The sequence below is a fragment of the Micromonospora sp. WMMD1102 genome (assembly GCF_029626265.1).
Lineage (GTDB): Bacteria > Actinomycetota > Actinomycetes > Mycobacteriales > Micromonosporaceae > Plantactinospora.
Map to the genome: position 1 here is coordinate 4640121 of NZ_JARUBN010000001.1, position 15804 is coordinate 4655924.

19 protein-coding genes and 1 pseudogene are annotated in these 15804 nt (G+C 72.9%); 10 read left to right on the forward strand and 10 right to left on the reverse strand.

Going from position 1 to position 15804, the window contains the following annotated elements:
* Positions 1 to 90: 90 nt before the first annotated feature.
* The 3 genes from O7626_RS20700 to O7626_RS20710 all read left to right on the forward strand — a co-directional run bounded on the left by O7626_RS20700 (position 91) and on the right by O7626_RS20710 (position 3454).
* Positions 91 to 1233 carry a class I SAM-dependent methyltransferase gene (locus tag O7626_RS20700; RefSeq protein ID WP_278066235.1) on the forward strand — a complete coding sequence of 381 codons (1143 nt, stop codon included), beginning with the start codon at positions 91 to 93 and terminating at the stop codon, positions 1231 to 1233.
* Between the two features lie 107 nt (positions 1234 to 1340).
* A complete protein-coding gene (locus tag O7626_RS20705) occupies positions 1341 to 2030 on the forward strand; it encodes a response regulator transcription factor (RefSeq protein WP_107262887.1) in 690 nt (229 codons plus the stop codon).
* Between the two features lie 29 nt (positions 2031 to 2059).
* A complete protein-coding gene (locus O7626_RS20710) occupies positions 2060 to 3454 on the forward strand; it encodes a HAMP domain-containing sensor histidine kinase (protein WP_278062797.1) in 1395 nt (464 codons plus the stop codon).
* Positions 3455 to 3900: 446 nt separating this feature from the next.
* Here O7626_RS20710 and O7626_RS20715 read toward each other — a convergent pair whose 3' ends face one another.
* Both O7626_RS20715 and O7626_RS20720 read right to left on the reverse strand, forming a co-directional pair.
* Complete coding sequence (locus O7626_RS20715) at positions 3901 to 4926, reverse strand: adenosine deaminase (protein ID WP_278062798.1); 1026 nt, start codon at positions 4924 to 4926, stop codon at positions 3901 to 3903.
* Positions 4927 to 4935: 9 nt separating this feature from the next.
* Positions 4936 to 5790 (reverse strand): trans-aconitate 2-methyltransferase, encoded by an 855-nt coding sequence (locus O7626_RS20720; protein WP_278066236.1) that lies wholly within the window; start codon positions 5788 to 5790, stop codon positions 4936 to 4938.
* Between the two features lie 105 nt (positions 5791 to 5895).
* Here O7626_RS20720 and O7626_RS20725 point away from each other — a divergent pair, with 105 nt between their 5' ends.
* Positions 5896 to 6879 (forward strand): aldo/keto reductase, encoded by a 984-nt coding sequence (locus O7626_RS20725; protein WP_278062799.1) that lies wholly within the window; start codon positions 5896 to 5898, stop codon positions 6877 to 6879.
* Between the two features lie 38 nt (positions 6880 to 6917).
* Entirely contained in the window at positions 6918 to 7121 is a 204-nt protein-coding gene (locus O7626_RS20730) for a hypothetical protein (RefSeq protein WP_278062800.1), read from the forward strand.
* Positions 7122 to 7307: 186 nt separating this feature from the next.
* On the opposite strand, the gene O7626_RS20735 is transcribed toward O7626_RS20730, so the two are convergent.
* The 7 genes from O7626_RS20735 to O7626_RS20765 all read right to left on the reverse strand — a co-directional run bounded on the left by O7626_RS20735 (position 7308) and on the right by O7626_RS20765 (position 11762).
* Complete coding sequence (locus tag O7626_RS20735) at positions 7308 to 7511, reverse strand: cold-shock protein (protein ID WP_011905669.1); 204 nt, start codon at positions 7509 to 7511, stop codon at positions 7308 to 7310.
* Between the two features lie 379 nt (positions 7512 to 7890).
* Entirely contained in the window at positions 7891 to 8163 is a 273-nt protein-coding gene (locus O7626_RS20740; protein ID WP_278062801.1) for a DUF4235 domain-containing protein, read from the reverse strand.
* Positions 8160 to 8471 (reverse strand): DUF3618 domain-containing protein, encoded by a 312-nt coding sequence (locus O7626_RS20745; protein ID WP_278062802.1) that lies wholly within the window; start codon positions 8469 to 8471, stop codon positions 8160 to 8162. The genes O7626_RS20740 and O7626_RS20745 overlap by 4 nt, the downstream gene beginning before the upstream one ends.
* A complete protein-coding gene (locus tag O7626_RS20750; protein WP_278062803.1) occupies positions 8468 to 8899 on the reverse strand; it encodes a phage holin family protein in 432 nt (143 codons plus the stop codon). The genes O7626_RS20745 and O7626_RS20750 overlap by 4 nt, the downstream gene beginning before the upstream one ends.
* Before the next feature lie 262 nt (positions 8900 to 9161).
* A complete protein-coding gene (locus O7626_RS20755) occupies positions 9162 to 10385 on the reverse strand; it encodes a mechanosensitive ion channel domain-containing protein (protein WP_278062804.1) in 1224 nt (407 codons plus the stop codon).
* 131 nt (positions 10386 to 10516) lie between these two features.
* Positions 10517 to 11338, reverse strand: a complete 822-nt coding sequence (locus tag O7626_RS20760) for a DUF1206 domain-containing protein (RefSeq protein ID WP_278062805.1) — start codon at positions 11336 to 11338, stop codon at positions 10517 to 10519.
* Between the two features lie 88 nt (positions 11339 to 11426).
* Positions 11427 to 11762, reverse strand: coding sequence for a hypothetical protein (locus O7626_RS20765; RefSeq protein WP_278066237.1), 336 nt, complete (start codon positions 11760 to 11762; stop codon positions 11427 to 11429).
* Between the two features lie 100 nt (positions 11763 to 11862).
* On the opposite strand from O7626_RS20765, the gene O7626_RS20770 reads away from it, so the two are divergent.
* Both O7626_RS20770 and O7626_RS20775 read left to right on the forward strand, forming a co-directional pair.
* Positions 11863 to 13116, forward strand: coding sequence for a cysteine desulfurase-like protein (locus O7626_RS20770; RefSeq protein WP_278062806.1), 1254 nt, complete (start codon positions 11863 to 11865; stop codon positions 13114 to 13116).
* 2 nt (positions 13117 to 13118) lie between these two features.
* Positions 13119 to 13397 carry a GNAT family N-acetyltransferase gene (locus O7626_RS20775; protein ID WP_278066238.1) on the forward strand — a complete coding sequence of 93 codons (279 nt, stop codon included), beginning with the start codon at positions 13119 to 13121 and terminating at the stop codon, positions 13395 to 13397.
* An 82-nt stretch (positions 13398 to 13479) separates the two neighbouring features.
* Here O7626_RS20775 and O7626_RS20780 read toward each other — a convergent pair whose 3' ends face one another.
* The gene (locus O7626_RS20780) at positions 13480 to 13767 is read right to left on the reverse strand and encodes a hypothetical protein (RefSeq protein ID WP_278062807.1); all 288 of its coding nucleotides are present in this window, start codon (positions 13765 to 13767) and stop codon (positions 13480 to 13482) included.
* Positions 13768 to 14288: 521 nt separating this feature from the next.
* On the opposite strand from O7626_RS20780, the pseudogene O7626_RS20785 reads away from it, so the two are divergent.
* From O7626_RS20785 to O7626_RS20795, 3 genes and pseudogenes are all read left to right on the forward strand, one after another.
* A pseudogene (locus O7626_RS20785) lies at positions 14289 to 14372 on the forward strand (XRE family transcriptional regulator); the annotation flags it as partial.
* A 74-nt stretch (positions 14373 to 14446) separates the two neighbouring features.
* Positions 14447 to 14650, forward strand: coding sequence for a DUF397 domain-containing protein (locus O7626_RS20790; protein ID WP_278062808.1), 204 nt, complete (start codon positions 14447 to 14449; stop codon positions 14648 to 14650).
* A 59-nt stretch (positions 14651 to 14709) separates the two neighbouring features.
* On the forward strand, positions 14710 to 15804 hold the full coding sequence (locus O7626_RS20795; RefSeq protein ID WP_278062809.1) for a PQQ-dependent sugar dehydrogenase: 1095 nt from the start codon (positions 14710 to 14712) through the stop codon (positions 15802 to 15804).

Here is a 15804-nt window from a genome sequence, read left to right on the forward strand (position 1 = left end):
GACGGCATCGGCTCGTCCAGATGCTATCGGTCCTGCGTTTTCCTCCTCCCGGCGCCGCTGCCTCGGCGTTAGATTGACGCCGTGGCACCCATGGACGCCGTGAGCGCGCTACAGCGTAGATACCAGACCTTCTTCGGCACCGGGCCGGGCGTACCCTTCGCGGTCGCGCCGGCCGGCGGCCCGGTGCGGACCTTCGGCACCGGCGAGCCGCAGTTCACCATCGTGGTCAAGGACGAGCGGGGCGCCAAGGCGCTGGCCGCGCTGGACCAGTTCGCCGTCGCCGTGGCCTACCTACAGGGGTCGCTGGACGTGGAGGGCGACCTGGCGGCGGCGCTGCGGATGCGATCGTTCTTCACCGACCGGCATCCGATCGCCTTCCTCGGCAGGTTCCTGCCGGCACTGCTGCGCGGCCGGCGGGAGGACGACCGCCGGGCCATCTCGCACCACTACGACGAGGACTCGGACTTCTTCCTGACCTTCCTCGACCACCGGCACCGCTGCTACACCGAGGGCGTCTTCGCCTCCGACGACGAGCCGCTGGAAGACGCGATGACCCGGAAGATGGACCTGGCACTGGAGGCGATCGGGGTCGGGCCGGGCGATCACGTACTGGAGGTCGGCGGCGGCTGGGGCGCCTTCAGCGAGCACGCCGCCCGCAAGGGGATCAGGGTCACCACCACGACCCTGTCGGTGGAGTCGGAGCGCTTCCTCACCGACCTGTTCGACCGCGAGCGGCTGCCGGTGCGGGTGGTCCGGGAGCACATCTTCGGCTACTCCCCCGGCGAGCGCTACGACGCGATCGTCAACATGGGGGTCACCGAACACCTCCCCGACTACCGCACCACACTGCGCAAGTACGCCGAGCTGCTCCGGCCCGGCGGCCGGGTCTACCTGGACGCGCTGGCGATGCGCCGCAAGCACATCGTCTCCACCTTCATGAAGCGGTACGTCTATCCGGGCGGCTCGGCCCCGCTGCTGCTGCACCAATATCTGCGGCACGTGGCGCAGTCGCCGTTCGAGCTGCTGAACCTGGTCGACGACCGGCACAACTACTACCTGACCTGCCGGGAGTGGGCGCTTCGGCTGGACGACGCCCGGGACGAGATCGTGCGGCGCTGGGGCGAGCCGCTGTACCGGCGGTTCCGGCTCTTCCTCTGGGGCTCGGCGGCCGGCTTCGACACCGGGATGGTCCAGGCGTACCGCTGGGTGCTGCAACTGCCGCCGGCCCGGTAAGGAAGGGCCCCCGCATATCGTTTTCCGTTGTATAGGGGGCCCTTCCTTACAACCGCGGCGTTCGGCCGCCGAACCACCCGACTTGCCACGGGCAGTACGGTCATCAGGTGGCCACCGTCCTCCTGGTCGAAGACGACCATGTCGTACGCGGCGCCATGCTGCGCTCCCTGGCCGACCGCGGGCACGCGGTGCACGCCGTCGGTACGGCGCTCGACGCGCTGCGCCGGGTCGCCGCCGAAACCCCCGACCTGGTCGTACTCGACCTCGGGCTGCCGGATCTGGACGGCGCGGACGCGCTGCGGATGCTCCGCGGCATCACCGACGTCCCGATCATCATCGCCACCGCCCGGGACGACGAGCAGGCGATCGTCCGGCTGCTCCGGGCCGGCGCCGACGACTACATGGTCAAACCGTTCACCGGCGCCCATCTGGACGCCCGGATCACCACCGTGCTGCGCCGGGTCGGCCGGGCGAGCCGGACCGTCGAGCCGGCCGTACACTCCGTCGGCGGGCTGCGGATCGACGTCGGCGAACGGAGCGCACTCCTCGACGGGGTGCCCCTGGCGCTGACCCGCAAGGAGTTCGACCTGCTGGCCTATCTCGCGGCACGGCCGGGCCGGGTAGTGTCCCGCCGGGAACTCTTGGAGGAGGTATGGCGGCAGCCATCGGTCGGCGAGGATCAGACCATCGACGTACATCTGTATTGGCTCCGCCGCAAAATGGGCGAGTCCGCGGCGAAGCCCCGCTACCTGCGCACCGTGCGGGGGGTCGGGTTCCGGTTGGTGGTACCGGACTGAGGCTGGCGCTGGCCTACCTCGGGGCCGGCATGACCACGATCGTCGCGCTCGCCTTCCTGATCCCGCTCGGCACCGCGCTGCAACGCGACGCCCGGGAGGACGCGCTCGGCGACGCCGCCCGGCGTGGCGCGGTGGTCACCGGCGCGCTGGCGGTCGGCGCCGACGCCGCGGCGGTCCGCCGGGTCGTCGAGTCCACCGCCGGCAACACCGGCAACCCGCCGGTCGTGCACGGTCTCGCGGTCGGCGGCACGCCCCGGGCCGCCGACGGCGACGTCGACCGGGCGATCCGGACCGGCAAGCCGGTCGTCGCCGAGGTGACCGGCGGGGTGGTCCGGCTCGAACCGGTACCGGTCGCCGGCCGGGTGCTGGTGGTCGAGGTCTTCGTCCCCGAGGCGGCGCTGAGCGCCGGTGCCGGCGGCACCTGGCTGATGCTGATCCTGGTGGCGATCGGGCTGGTGGTCGCCTCGGTGATCGTGGTGGACCGGCTGGCGGCCAGGGCGGTCGCCTCGGCCCGGGGGCTGGTGCAGGCGGCCCTCGCGGTCGGCGACGGCGACCTGGAGGTACGCATCCAACCGAGCGGCCCCCGGGAGCTGGCCGAGGCCGGGTACGCCTTCAACCGGATGGCGGACCGGCTGGTCACCTCCCGCACCGACGAACGCGAACTCGTGGCCGACCTCTCACACCGGCTGCGTACCCCGCTGACCGTGCTGCGGCTGGACGCCGACGCGCTCGACTCCGACGACACCAGCGTCGGCTCGTTCAGCGCGGCGGAGCTGGACCGGCGCCGGACGATCCGGCGGATCCGGCAGGCGATCGTGACGCTGGAAGGCGAGATCGACGTTCTGATCAACACCACCCGGAAGACTGTCGCCCAGGAGGCGGCGCCGGGCAGCTGCGACGTCAGCGAGGTGGTGCGGGACCGGATGGTCTTCTGGTCCGCGCTGGCCGGCGACCAGAACCGGTCGCACCGGGTGATCGGCGCGCACACCCGGATCCCGGTGCCGGTGCCCCGGGCCGAGCTGGCCGCGGCGCTGGACGCGGTGCTGGGCAACGTCTTCCGGTACACCCCGCAGGGCACCGCCTTCGAGGTCGCGGTCACCCGCCGGGACGGCTACATCGCGGTCCGGGTGGACGACGCCGGGCCGGGGATCGCCAACCCGGACCGGGCGCTGCGCCGGGGTGCCAGCGGACAGGGCTCCACCGGGCTCGGCCTGGACATCGCCCGCCGGGTCGCCCAGCAGGCGAGCGGTTCGGTGAGCATCGACCGGGCCCGGCTCGGCGGAGCGAGTGTGATCATGCTGCTGGCCGATCCGGACGCGGCGCCCCGGCAGGTGAGCCGGTTCGGGCTGGTCGGCCGGTTGGCCCGGGAGAAGGACACCGGCACCCGTCGACGCTGGTCCCGGCAGCGCTCCTCCGGCGACTGAGCCAGGCTCCGGGCGGGTTGCCACGGCCGGGCGCGTCCTTCCCAGCCCAGGGGCGACCGGGCGCGGTCCGGTCGGGGGTCGTTCTCCCGGCCGGGCCGCGCGCTCCGGCAAAGAGTTTCTGGTTCCGTGCAAGTCTTCCTTAGGTCTGGATTAACGCTCCGCCGAGCGTCCCGCCACGATGGCAGCATCTAATCCGATCCCATCGGAACTCCACGGGCCAGCACCCACAGATGTTTGCCCCAACCCGGTCTGTGGAGTCTGGCGCGCGGCGGAAGCACGGTCCCCCACACCTGGTTTCCGCCGCGCGCCGATCAACCGGCAGGGGTCGGCGGGGACGCCGGGCCAGGCGTACCGGCCGGTCCTCCGCCCCATGATCGCTGGCCCGGCGCGGCCGCCCGCAGCACCCCGCGCCGGGCCAGCCTGTATTTCCAGGGCTGGCGGCCGGCTCAGGGCCGGTACGCGGCCAGGTAGGTGTCCATCTCGGCGAGCAGCTTGTCCTGCTCCGGTGCCGGCAGGAACGAGGCGGTGACCGCGTTGCGGGCCAGCCCGGTCAGCCCGGCGGCGTCGAGGTCGAGCAGCCGGCCGGCGACCGCGTACTCGTCGTTGAGGGTGGTGCCGAACATCGGCGGGTCGTCGGAGTTCACCGTGACCAGCACACCGGCCTCGGCCAGCCGGGGCAGCGGGTGCTCCTCGATCGCACCGACCGCCCGGGTCCGGACGTTGGAGGTGGGGCATACCTCCAGCGGGATCTGCCGCTGCGCCAGGTGGGCCAGCAGTGCCGGGTCCTGGGCCGCCGAGATGCCGTGCCCGATCCGCTCGGCGCCGAGCGTGTGCAGGGCGTCCCAGATCGTCCCCGGCCCGGTGGTCTCGCCGGCGTGCGGCACGGAGCGCAGCCCGGCCGCCCGGGCCTGGTCGAAGTACGGCTTGAACTGCGGCCGGGGCACGCCCACCTCCGGACCGCCGAGCCCGAAGCTGACCAGCCCGTCCGGCCGCTCGTCGAGGGCGATCCGCAGGGTCTGCTCGGCCGCCGGCAGTCCCGCCTCGCCCGGGATGTCGAAGCACCAGCGCAGCGAGATGCCGAGTTCGGTCTCGGCGGCCCGCCGGGCGTCCTCGATCGCCTCGCAGAACGCCGGAGCCGGAATCCCCCGGTGCACGTGCGAGTACGGCGTCACCGTCAGCTCCGCGTACCGGACCTGTTGGCGGGCGAGTTCCCGGGCCACCTCGTAGGTGAGCAGCCGGACGTCGGCCTGGTCCCGGATCAGGTCGACCACGCTGAGGTAGATCTCGACGAAGTGGGCGAAGTCGCGGAACTCGAAATAGCCGGCGAGCGCCTCCGGGTCGGCGGGCACCCGGGTCCGGCCCTCGTGCCGGGCGGCCAGCTCCGCCACGATGCGCGGCAGCGCGGAGCCGACGTGGTGCACGTGCAGCTCCACTTTGGGCAGTCCGGCGATGAAGGCCGTAAGGTCGGTCACGGAAACTCCCTACTGAGCTGCGCCCGATCGGCGGCTGCCGGTGCGGGCGACGAAGAAGACGCGGCGGAACGGGAACTGCACCAGCCCGTGCCGGGCCGGGTACGCCCGCGCCAGCCGCTCGGCCAGCGCGGCCCGGAAGTCGGCCCAGTCCCGGCCGGTGTCGCCGAGCGCGGCCCGGAACGGGCGCAGGGCCGTCCCTTCCATCCAGCTCAGCACCGGATGGTCGACGCCGCCGGAGGTGGCCGGGAGCAGGTGCACGTAGCTAGTTTCCCAGGCGTCGACGGCGCAGTCCGCACCGGTCAGCAGGTGCGCGTAGCCGGCGGCGTCGGAGACCGGCTCGGCCCGGAGCAGGTCGGCGAGGTGCCGCCAGCGCGGAAGTTCGGCCACCTCCCGCAGCGCACGGTGCGAGGCGGCGTCGAAGTTTCCCGGCACCTGCACCGCCAGCCAGGCACCGGCCGGCAGCTCGCGGGCCCAGCGCAGCAGCAGTTCGTCGTGTCCGGGCACCCACTGCAACACCGCGTTGCAGACCAGCACGTCGACGTCCGGTCCGGGCGTCCAGTCCCGGGCGTCGGCCAGCGCGAACTCGACCCCGCCGCACTCGACCCCGCCGCATCCGCCGCCGCGCTCGACCCCGCGGCCGGCCGGGTCGCCGTGCCTGGCGGCGGCGATCATCTCGGTCGAGGAGTCGAGTCCGACGACCCGGGCGCCCGGCCAGCGGGTCGACAGGGTCGCGGTCAGGTGGCCGGGACCGCAGCCCAGGTCGACCACTGTCCGGGGGCGGTCGGCCCGGACCCGGGCGAGCAGGTCGTGGAAGGGCCGGGAGCGCTCGTCGCCGTACCGGAGGTAGCTGGCCGGATCCCACATAACCAACCCCCAAACCGTACGTACGTCTTGTTCAGCATACCGACAATCCGCCGACAGCGTGCCGTCCCGGTCGGGCCGAACCCGGCCCGGGATAGGCTCCCCCGCGTGGAAAAGCGGAGATTCCCGCGGTTGAACCGCGAGGTCGGCGTGGTCGGGCTCGGCGCCTGGCAGCTCGGCGCCGACTGGGGCCAGGTCAGCGAGTCCGAGGCCATGGCGGTGTTGACCGCCGCCGTCGAGCGGGGCGTGACCTTCCTGGACACCGCCGACGTCTACGGCGACGGGCGCAGCGAGCAACTGATCGGCCGGTTCCTGCGGGATCGGCCGGACGCCGGGCTGACCGTCGCCACCAAGATGGGCCGCCGGGTGCCGCAGACCCCCGAGGCGTACGTGCTGGAGAACTTCCGGGCCTGGACGGACCGGTCCCGGGCCAACCTCGGGGTGGACGTACTCGACCTGGTGCAGTTGCACTGCCCGCCCACTCCGGTCTTCTCCACCGACGCCGTCTACGACGCGCTGGACACCCTGGTCGCCGAGGAACGCGTCCGGGCGTACGGGGTGAGCGTGGAGACCTGCGACGAGGCGCTCGCCGCGATCGCCCGCCCGGGAGTGGCGAGCGTGCAGATCATCCTCAACGCGCTGCGGCACAAGCCGGTCGAGCGGGTACTGCCGGCAGCCCTCGCCGCCGGGGTCGGCATCATCGCTCGGGTGCCGCTGGCCAGCGGCCTGCTCTCCGGCCGGTACGACGAGCACACCGCCTTCGCCGACGACGACCACCGCAACTACAACCGGCACGGCGAGGCGTTCGACGTCGGGGAGACGTTCTCCGGAGTGGACTACCGGACCGGGCTGGCGGCGGTCCGGCGGCTGCGTCCGGCGGTGCCGGACGGTGCCACGATGGCGCAGTTCGCGCTCCGCTGGATCCTCGACCGGCCCGGTGTCACGGTGGTGATCCCCGGCGCCCGCAACGCCGAGCAGGCCCACGCGAACGTCGCCGCCGCCGCGCTGGCACCGCTGCCGGCCGAGGCGAACGCCACGGTGGACGCGGTCTACGCCGAACTGGTCCGCCCACAGGTGCACGACCGCTGGTAGCCCCGACAAGGGCTGCCGGAAAAGGAGGAGCGGACCGGATGAAGGGGTGGCTAACCCTCACACTCGGACTGCTGGCCGTGGTGGTCGGCGCCGTGTGGACGTTGCAGGGACTGGGTCGGTTGGGCGGCAGTGTGATGAGCGGCGAACCGCTCTGGGCCGTGATCGGGCCGCTGGTGGTGGCCGCCGGGCTGGTGCTGGTGGTGCTGGGTCTGCGTGCCCGCAACCGGGGAACCCCGTCCTGACCGGCGGCCGGCCGGTCCCACCCGGCGAAGCGGAGCCGCTACGCCCCGCCGACCGGGCCGGGCCAGCGATACAGCCGGGCCAGCGGTACAGCTGGCGGAAACGCGTCGAGCCCCGCGGGGCGCGGGGCTCGACGTGGATCCCAAAGCAGTCGAAACTCGGGCCGGCGAGGGCCGGCCGTCACGGAATCAGAGGGGGCGAACCTGCTCCGCCTGCGGCCCCTTCTGGCCCTGAGCGATCTCGAACTCCACCCGCTGGTTCTCCTCCAGCGTGCGGTAGCCGCTGGTCTGGATGGCCGAGAAGTGGACGAACACGTCAGCACCCCCGCCGTCGACGGTGATGAAGCCGAAGCCCTTGTCTGCGTTGAACCACTTCACGGTTCCCTGCGCCATGTGTATCTCCTTCTAAAACTGGCGGCCGAGCACGCCGTGCGGCCGGTTGGCCGTTTTCGAGCAGCGGCGCCTTGAGTCGGCCCCCACGAAGGAGGACTTCCCCTCGACCACGCCGTCTCTCAACAGCGTGGAACAGCAAACCACGTACGCAAAAACTTCGCATAGCCTACCGGACGAAATTCTCCGACATGTGACCTGAGATCGCGTCCGATGGCCGGAGACATCGACGCCAGGACCACCCCAAGGGCCCGGCCAACCACACCAAAACGGATCAGCCGGAACTTTCTCCGTCGATGCGACCGACCGCCGTCCAGGGCTCGGCGCGCAGCCGGACGGCGACCGGAGCCGCAGCACCCGGGAAGCTCACCGAGGCACGGCGTCAGTCGGGCCAGCGACCGGTGAATCGGCGTACCCCGACCGCGCCGCCCCGGTCCACGGCCGCCCGGACGACCGAGAAGATGGCCCCCTGCAACGCGGCGGCGGCCAGGATCTCGCCCCAGCCGCGATCCTCGTCGGTCGGGTCGGGCGCCTCGCCGTCGCCGGCGGTGAACTTCCAGACCTGCCGGAACACGGCACCGGCAGCCATCCCGGCGGCCATCCCCAACAGGATGCCCACCGGACGGTAGGCCACCTTGCTGACTGCCCCGCTCACCCGCGCCTCCCTCGTGCCACCAGCACCACGACCGCCAGCGCCAGCGCTCCGGCGGCCACCACCGCCCAGGAGACCGGATGACGCAACGCCACCGAACCGGCGTCGTGCACCGAGGACCGGACCGTGGCGGTGGTCTGCCCGGCCCGCTGCTTCACCCGGTCCCGGGTCTGCACCGCCGACTCCTTCAACCGGGCCTTGACGTCCGCCCTGGCGGCCAGTGCCTGCACGGTCGCGCCCAACTCGGCCCGGGTCTGCCGGATCTCCGCCCGGAGCACCTCCGGGTCACCGGAACCATTGCTGCGGCTCATCCCTGTCCCCTGTCCCGGACCGCCGAGGTCACCGTGCGCACGTCCGCGCGCAGGCTGTCCGCGGTCGTCTTCGGCATCGGCGGCGCCGCCCGGCGTACCCGCTGGCGGCCGACCAGGGCGAGGATTCCGGCCACGGCGAAGAGCAGTACCGCCACCACCAGCGCCGCCGCCCAGGCCGGGATCACCAGGGCCAGCGCCAGCACTCCGGCGGCGACCAGGACGCCGAGACCGTAGAGCGCCAGCACACCGCCGCCGCCGAAGAGGCCCACCCCGATCCCGGCATGCCGGCCCTTCTCCGCCAACTCGATCCGGGCGAGCGCCAGCTCGTCACGTACCAGCCGCGACACCTGCTCGGCAGCGCGCTGCACCAGCTCCGCGGTGGACTGCTCCGCGACCGGTCGAGCGGGATCGCGTACGACGTCGGCCATGCCGTCCTCCTTTCCCGGTTCCCGGGCTGTATGCCCCGGTGGCCGGCGGTTCAATCCTGGTGTCCGCCGATCGCCCCGGCTGTCCGTTCACCGTGCCCGCCGGCCGTGCCGTTTCCGTTCCGGCGCGACGGGGCTTCCCGTCGGCGCACCGCTGGAGTCAGTGTCCGCCACCGGACGCTCCGTTGGCGGCCGATCCGGCAGGTCAACCACCACCGGGCGGCGCCGGACCCGGGGCCGGTCGGCGTGGCGGCGGCGGGGCCGGTCAGCGCGGCGGCGCCTCGGCCGGCTCGTCGGGGCCGACGAAGGCACTGCTGCGGGCGTCACCGTCGTCGCTGCCGCCGAAGAGCCGGGCGTCGTCGTGCGGCTCCTTCTCGGTCCGCCGACGCTCGACGCCGACGGCGTTGCCGGGCGCCGGGCGGCGCGGCTCGATCCACTGCCAGGGCAGCCGGCCGGCGGCGGCCCCGACCTCGGCACGCAGCCGGGGCAGCGCGGTCGGCCGCTGATCCCGCAACCAGCCGACGAGGTGCTCGCGGACCAGGCAGCGCAGGTCCCAGAGCCTCGGCGCGTCGGCGGCGCTGACCAGGGCGCGCAGCCGGACCATCCCGCCGACCGCGTCGGTGACCTGGAGTACGCAGGTCCGCCCGTCCCACAGCTCGGTGCCCTCCACCAGCCGGCGCAACTCCTCCCGCATCGCCTGCACCGGCACCGACCAGTCCACCTCGAACTCCGCCGTCCCGAGCACGGCGGCCTGGGTACGGGTCCAGTTCTGGAACGGCTTGGTGGTGAAGTACGACGTCGGCAGGATCAGCCGCCGGTCGTCCCAGAGTTGCACCACCACGTAACTGAGGGTCAACTCCTCGATCCGGCCCCACTCCCCCTCGACCACCACCACGTCGTCCAGCCGGACCGCGTCGCTGAACGCCAGTTGCAGCCCGGCGAAGACGTTGCCGAGCACGCTCTGCGCGGCCAGCGCGGCGACCACGCCGATCACCCCGGCCGAGGCGAGCACGCTGGCGCCGACCCCGCGCACGCTGGGAAAGGTCATCAGCATCACGCCGACCGCCAGCACCACGATCACCGCGATGGTGACCCGGCGCAGCATGACGATCTGGGTCTTGATCCGCCGGGCCTGGCGGTTGTCCGGCACGTCGGTCCGGAACCGGGCCAGCGCGGTGTCCTCGCTCACCACCAGCAGCGAGGCGACCAGCCAGGCGGTGGTGGCGATCACCGCCAGCACGAGCAGGTGCAGCACGGTCTGCCGCCAGGGCGTACCGACGCCGTAGCCGGTGCTGAACCGCAGGCCGAACTGCACCGCGAGCACCGTGGCGGCGACCTGGAACGGGCGGTGCGAGTGTTCGGACAGTTCGCTGAGCAGCACCGACCGTCGGCCGAGCCGGCGTACGGTCCGGTGCACCGCCTCCACCACGGCGAGCGCGAATACCGCCGCCCCCACCGTGGCGATGATCGTCCACAGATAGCTGTCCACCAATGCTCTTCCTTCCACGCCGAAGCCGGGTGCCGCTGCGGGATCACTCCCGAGCCGCACCCGGCGGGCTGCGAAACGTCGTGTGTCGGATGACTGTCGTGTCTCGGACGACTCCGGTCAGGGCAGCCGGATCACACCTTCCGGTACTTGGCCTGCACCACGCAGTACAGGGCGAACGCGGCGATGCCCAGGGCCATCAGGGTGAGCAGGATCGACCCGAACGCCTGCTCCCGCAGGGTGTGCAGGGCACCGTCCAGGCCCCGCGCCCGCTCCGGGTCGTAGTTGATCGCGGCGGTCAGCACCAGCAGCCCGGCGATGCCGTACGCGACGCCCTTGGCGACGTAGCCGGCGACGCCGAGCCGGCGGGCCAGCTTGCGGGTCTGCGGGCTCATCTGGCCGGTCTTCAGGTGCCGCTCGAACTTCTTGACGGCGCCGTACCAGACCAGCCCGGCGCCGAGGGCCGCCACGGCCAACCCGATCAACCCGACCAGGAACCGGCCGCCGGACGAGGACATCAGCTGCTCGGTCATCGCCTGCTGCTTGTCCGCGCTGGACGCGCTCGCGTGCTGCACCACCTGGTAGGACGTCCAGGCGAAGTAGAGGTAGAACAGCGTCCGGCCGACCGAGGTGACCCGTTCCACGGTCCGCTCGCGGCCACGGTATTCCTGGTGGCCGACGGCCGCCTCGAACGCCTGCCAGATCGCCATCGCGAGCAGGCCGATCCCGACGGCGCCGACCAGGAACTTGCCCAGCGGCTGGGCGGCCAGGGTGGCCAGCGCACCGGACTGGTCGCCGTCGGCGGCCGGCTTGCCGAAGGCGATCTGGAGTGCCAGCCAGGCGAAGAGCAGGTGCACGAGCCCGTAGCCGAGGAAGCCGGCCCGGGTGAGAATTTCCAGGGGCTTGCTGTTGGCGGCGCGGGTCGCGCTCGCTCCGGCGGTAGAAGTCGCTGACATGGGCATCTCAATCACCGAACGGCAAGATTTCCAAACGTCCGGGGCGGATGGTGGCCCATCGGGAGCCACCGCCCGCCCCGGGTCGCGCTCAGCCGGCGTTGCGGCCGATCCGCACCACCACCTGGTCGGCGTCGGCGCTCTGCACGGTCGCGTACAGGCCGCCGACCTCGGTGGCCTGCTGGCCGACGGTGAGCGACAGCTGCTCGCCGGCGACCTCGAGGGTCACCCGGTCGCCGTCGACGCCGACCAGCTTGGCCTCGACCCCGAGGATGCTGGCCTGGGCGTCGACGCCCCGGTCGAAGGTCACGGTGCAGGCGTCCAGCCCGCAGTCGGTGGTGGCGCCCTCGGAGGAACAGCCGGCCAGGACGGCCACACCGAGGGCCAGGCCGGCGACGAGACCGGCGGCGCGACGGACGGTGGTCATTCGGCGGTACGGGGGATTCGTCACCCGACCAACGGTACCCGGCGTGATCCAGGCAACGACCCGGGCGGAGTTGGCGGCGACGACCGTTATCGTGCCTGCCATGCCGTTCGAGATCGCCCGGGTCCGGGCCGCCTACCCCGCCCTCGCCGAGGGATTCGCGCACTTCGACGGGGCCGCCGGCACCCAGGTGGCCGCCCCGGTCGCCGACGCGGTGGCCGGCGCCATGCGGACCGCGGTGGCGAACCTGAGCAGCGCGCACCTGCCCGGACAGCGCTCCGGCGAACTGGTGGCGGCGGCCCGCCAGGCGGTCGCGGACCTGGTCGGGGGCGCCCCGGACGGGGTGGTCTTCGGGCCGAGCGCGACCGCGCTGACGTACCACGTCTCCCGGACGCTGGCCCAGCGGTGGCGCCCCGGGGACGAGGTGGTGCTCTCCCGGCTCGACCACGACGCGAACGTCCGGCCCTGGGTGCAGGCCGCCGAGGCGACCGGCGCGGTCGTCCGGTGGGCCGAGTTCGACCCGGAGACCGGCGAACTGCCGACCGGCCAGTACGCCGAGCTGGTCGGCCCGCAGACCCGGGTGGTGGCGCTCACCGCCGCCAGCAACGCCGTCGGCACCGTGCCGGACGTGGCCGGGATCGCCGCGACCGCGCACGCCGCCGGAGCGCTGGTCTACGTCGACGGGGTGCACGCCACCCCGCACGGCCCGACCGACGTCGCCGCGCTCGGCGCCGACTTCTACGTGACGAGCGCCTACAAGTGGTCCGGCCCGCACCTCGCCGCCGTCGTCGCCGACCCGGGCCGCTGGGCGGAACTGCGCCCGGCCAAGCTGCTGCCCTCCCCCGACCGGGCGCCGGAGCGGTTCGAACTCGGCACCCCGAGCTTCCCGCTGCTGGCCGGGATCCGGGCCGCCGTCGACCACCTCGCCGGGCTGGACCCGGCGGCCACCGGTGACCGGCGCAGCCGGCTGCGGGCCGGTCTCGCCGCCGCCCTGGAGCACGAGAACCAGCTCTTCACCCGGCTGCACGCAGGGCTCGCCGAACTGCCCGGGGTGACCATGTACGGCTCACCCCGGCACCGCTGCCCCACCGTCTCGTTCCGGGTCGCCGGCCAGCACCCCGGGCAGACCGCCGCCGCGCTCGGCGAACACGGGGTCTGCGTCTCGGCCGGCGACTACTACGCGTACGAGTACTTCTCCGCCCTGGGCCTGCGGGAGCGGGGCGGGGCGGTCCGGGCCAGCGTCTACCACTACAACACCGTCGAGGAGGTCGACCGGCTGCTCGCCGAACTCGACCGGCTGGCGGTGGGCGGGGTCACCGGCGAAACCGGGCCGGTGGGTGCAGAATTGCTCCGGTGAGCATGATCGTCGAAGAGAACCCCGCCCGTCGCCGCTTCGAGATCCTGGTCGACGACGCCCTGGCCGGTTTCATCGACTACCAGGTCGTCGCCGGGACCATGGTGCTGGCACACACCGAGGTCGACAAGCAGTTCGAGGGCAAGGGGGTCGGCAGCGCGCTGGCCCGGGGCACCCTCGACCAGCTCCGCGACCGGGGTGAACAGGTCCGGGTCACCTGCCCGTTCCTGCTCGCCTTCCTCGACCGGCACCCCGAGTACGCCTCGGTGGTCATCAAGGACTGAGCCCGCTGGTGATCGACTCTGCGCGCCGGCCCGCCCCGGACCGGGGAGGCGATCCGGGGCGGGCGTGGGGGTGACGAGCGGGTCATCGGCGTCGGGGCACCCAGTGCAGGATCTGGCCGACGATCAGTGCGGGGTGGGTGTCCGGCAGTTGTTGCAGGGCGCGGGCGAGGTGGGCGCCGAGATACATCAACAGTCCGACCCGGTCGCCGTCGAAGCCGACGAGCAGGACCAGCCGGGCCTGCTGACATGGCCAGGGGTGGTCACACTCGCGGCAGTCGTACGTCTGGGTCGGGGTGTGTCCGTCGGCCTGGAGTTCGCGTGCGCGTCGTCGTGCGGCGAAGCGTTCCCATCGACTCCGTGGCCCGATCACCGGTCAGGTCCGTACGGCGGGTCGGGCCCGGTCCCGGTGTGCCGGGATGAGGGTTCCGGGGCGACCGTTGCCGAGGTGTCCCCGGCCGGGTGGGTCCGAGGCGGGTCGCTGGTTGGCTGACCGGCTTCGCGTCGGTGACGTCAGGGCACGGATCTCGGCCCGCTCGGTCTCCGTCAGCTCGACCGCCGGTGGCGGCGACGGATGGCGCGTCGGGAGCAGTTCCGCCAGGTCGGGGCAGCGCCAGCGCCAGCCGCAGCGGCAGAATCGCCAGAGGCGGCGCCAGTCGCGTCGATGGTAGGGCCGGCTGCGCCAGAGTCTCATGGTGGTGCCACCCGTCGGCGAATGTGGACGGGGGTGGGTCAGGCTCCGACGCACGGACACCACCCCCGCAGGCATCCCGTCCGCAACGCGGATCGGACCTGGACGGGACGCGTGGTTGAAATCATGCTCTCCGTTACGGAACAATCACACCGCGCTCATGAGGTTCTCCGTAGGTTCGAGACGTCCACTTGGGAGCAGGGGTGAACCGAGCACTTCAGATCGCCATGGCCGAGTCCGGCCAGACGGCCGACTCTCTCGCAGCTCAGATCGGCGTCGACCCGAAGGTACGGGAAGCCCTCAGGGCGGTTGCCCTACCCACCCAGCAGACTCTCGCCCTGATCGAAGAGGTGGCAGCTACATGGCAGACCTGACCGGCGCCATCTGGCGGAAGTCGACCCGCAGCGGTAACGGCGGGTCCACCTGCGTCGAGGTGGCGAAGAACCTTCCCGGCGTCGTCGGCGTCCGGGACAGCAAGGACGTGACCGGCCCGGTGCTGGCGTTCGAGCCGGCCGCGTGGACGAGCTTCGTCAGCCTCGCGAAGGCGATCGGCCCGGTTGGCTGAACGTCCGTAGCCACCGGGCGAGCGCCCGGACAGTCCGGGGACGGGCTACCGTCGTACCCGTGGCGGAGCCGGAAGTGCGCACGACGGGCCGGGCGGGTCGGTGGATCGCGGTTGTGGTCGCGGTGGTGGTGCTGGCCGCCGCCGTCGTCGGGGTGGGCTTGTGGCGGGGCTGGTTCGCCGACCCGTCGGTCTCGGACGCACCCCGGACCCGCGCCGGCACGGTGCAGACCGTTGTGGCGGACCTGGAGGCGCCCTGGGGGCTGGCCTTCCTGCCCGACGGTTCGGCGCTGGTGACCGAGCGGGACAGCAGGCGGGTCCGCCAGGTCTCCGGCGACACGGCCCGGGAGGTGGCCCGGATCGAGGAGGCGACCCCGGCCGGCGAGGGCGGCCTGCTAGGCCTCGCCGTCTCCCCCGGCTACGCCACCGACCGCTGGGTGTACGTCTACTACACCGCCGCCGAGGACAACCGGGTAGCCCGGCTGCGCCTCGGTGAGCCGGCCCGGGAGGTCGTGCTGAGCGGCATCCCGCGCGGCTCGCGTACCCACAACGGCGGGCGGATCGCGTTCGGCCCGGACGGCATGCTCTACGTCGGCACCGGGGACGCCGGGGACCGCGACGCCGCACAGGACCGGAACAGCCTGGCCGGCAAGATCCTGCGGATGACCCCGGACGGCCGGCCCGCCCCGGGCAACCCGTTCGGCGACACCCTGGTCTACAGCTACGGCCACCGCAACGTGCAGGGCCTCGGCTGGCACGCCGACGGCACCATGTACGCGGCCGAGTTCGGCCAGAACCACTACGACGAACTGAACCGGATCACGCCGGGCGGCAACTACGGCTGGCCGGAGGTGGAGGGCGACTCCGACGACTCCCGGTTCGTGGCACCGGTCGCCACCTGGGGCACCGACGAGGCGTCCCCGAGCGGGCTGGCGGTGGTCGGCGACCGGGTCTGGCTCGCCTGCCTGCGCGGCCAGCGGCTCTACCGGATCGGCACCGACGGCCAGGGCGCCGAGGCGCTGCTGACCGGCGAGTACGGCCGGCTCCGGCACGTCGCCGCGGCGCCGGACGGGTCGCTCTGGGTGCTCACCTCCAACCGTGACGGGCGCGGCTCGCCGGACGACGGCGACGACCGCATCCTCCGGGTCGCCCCGTAG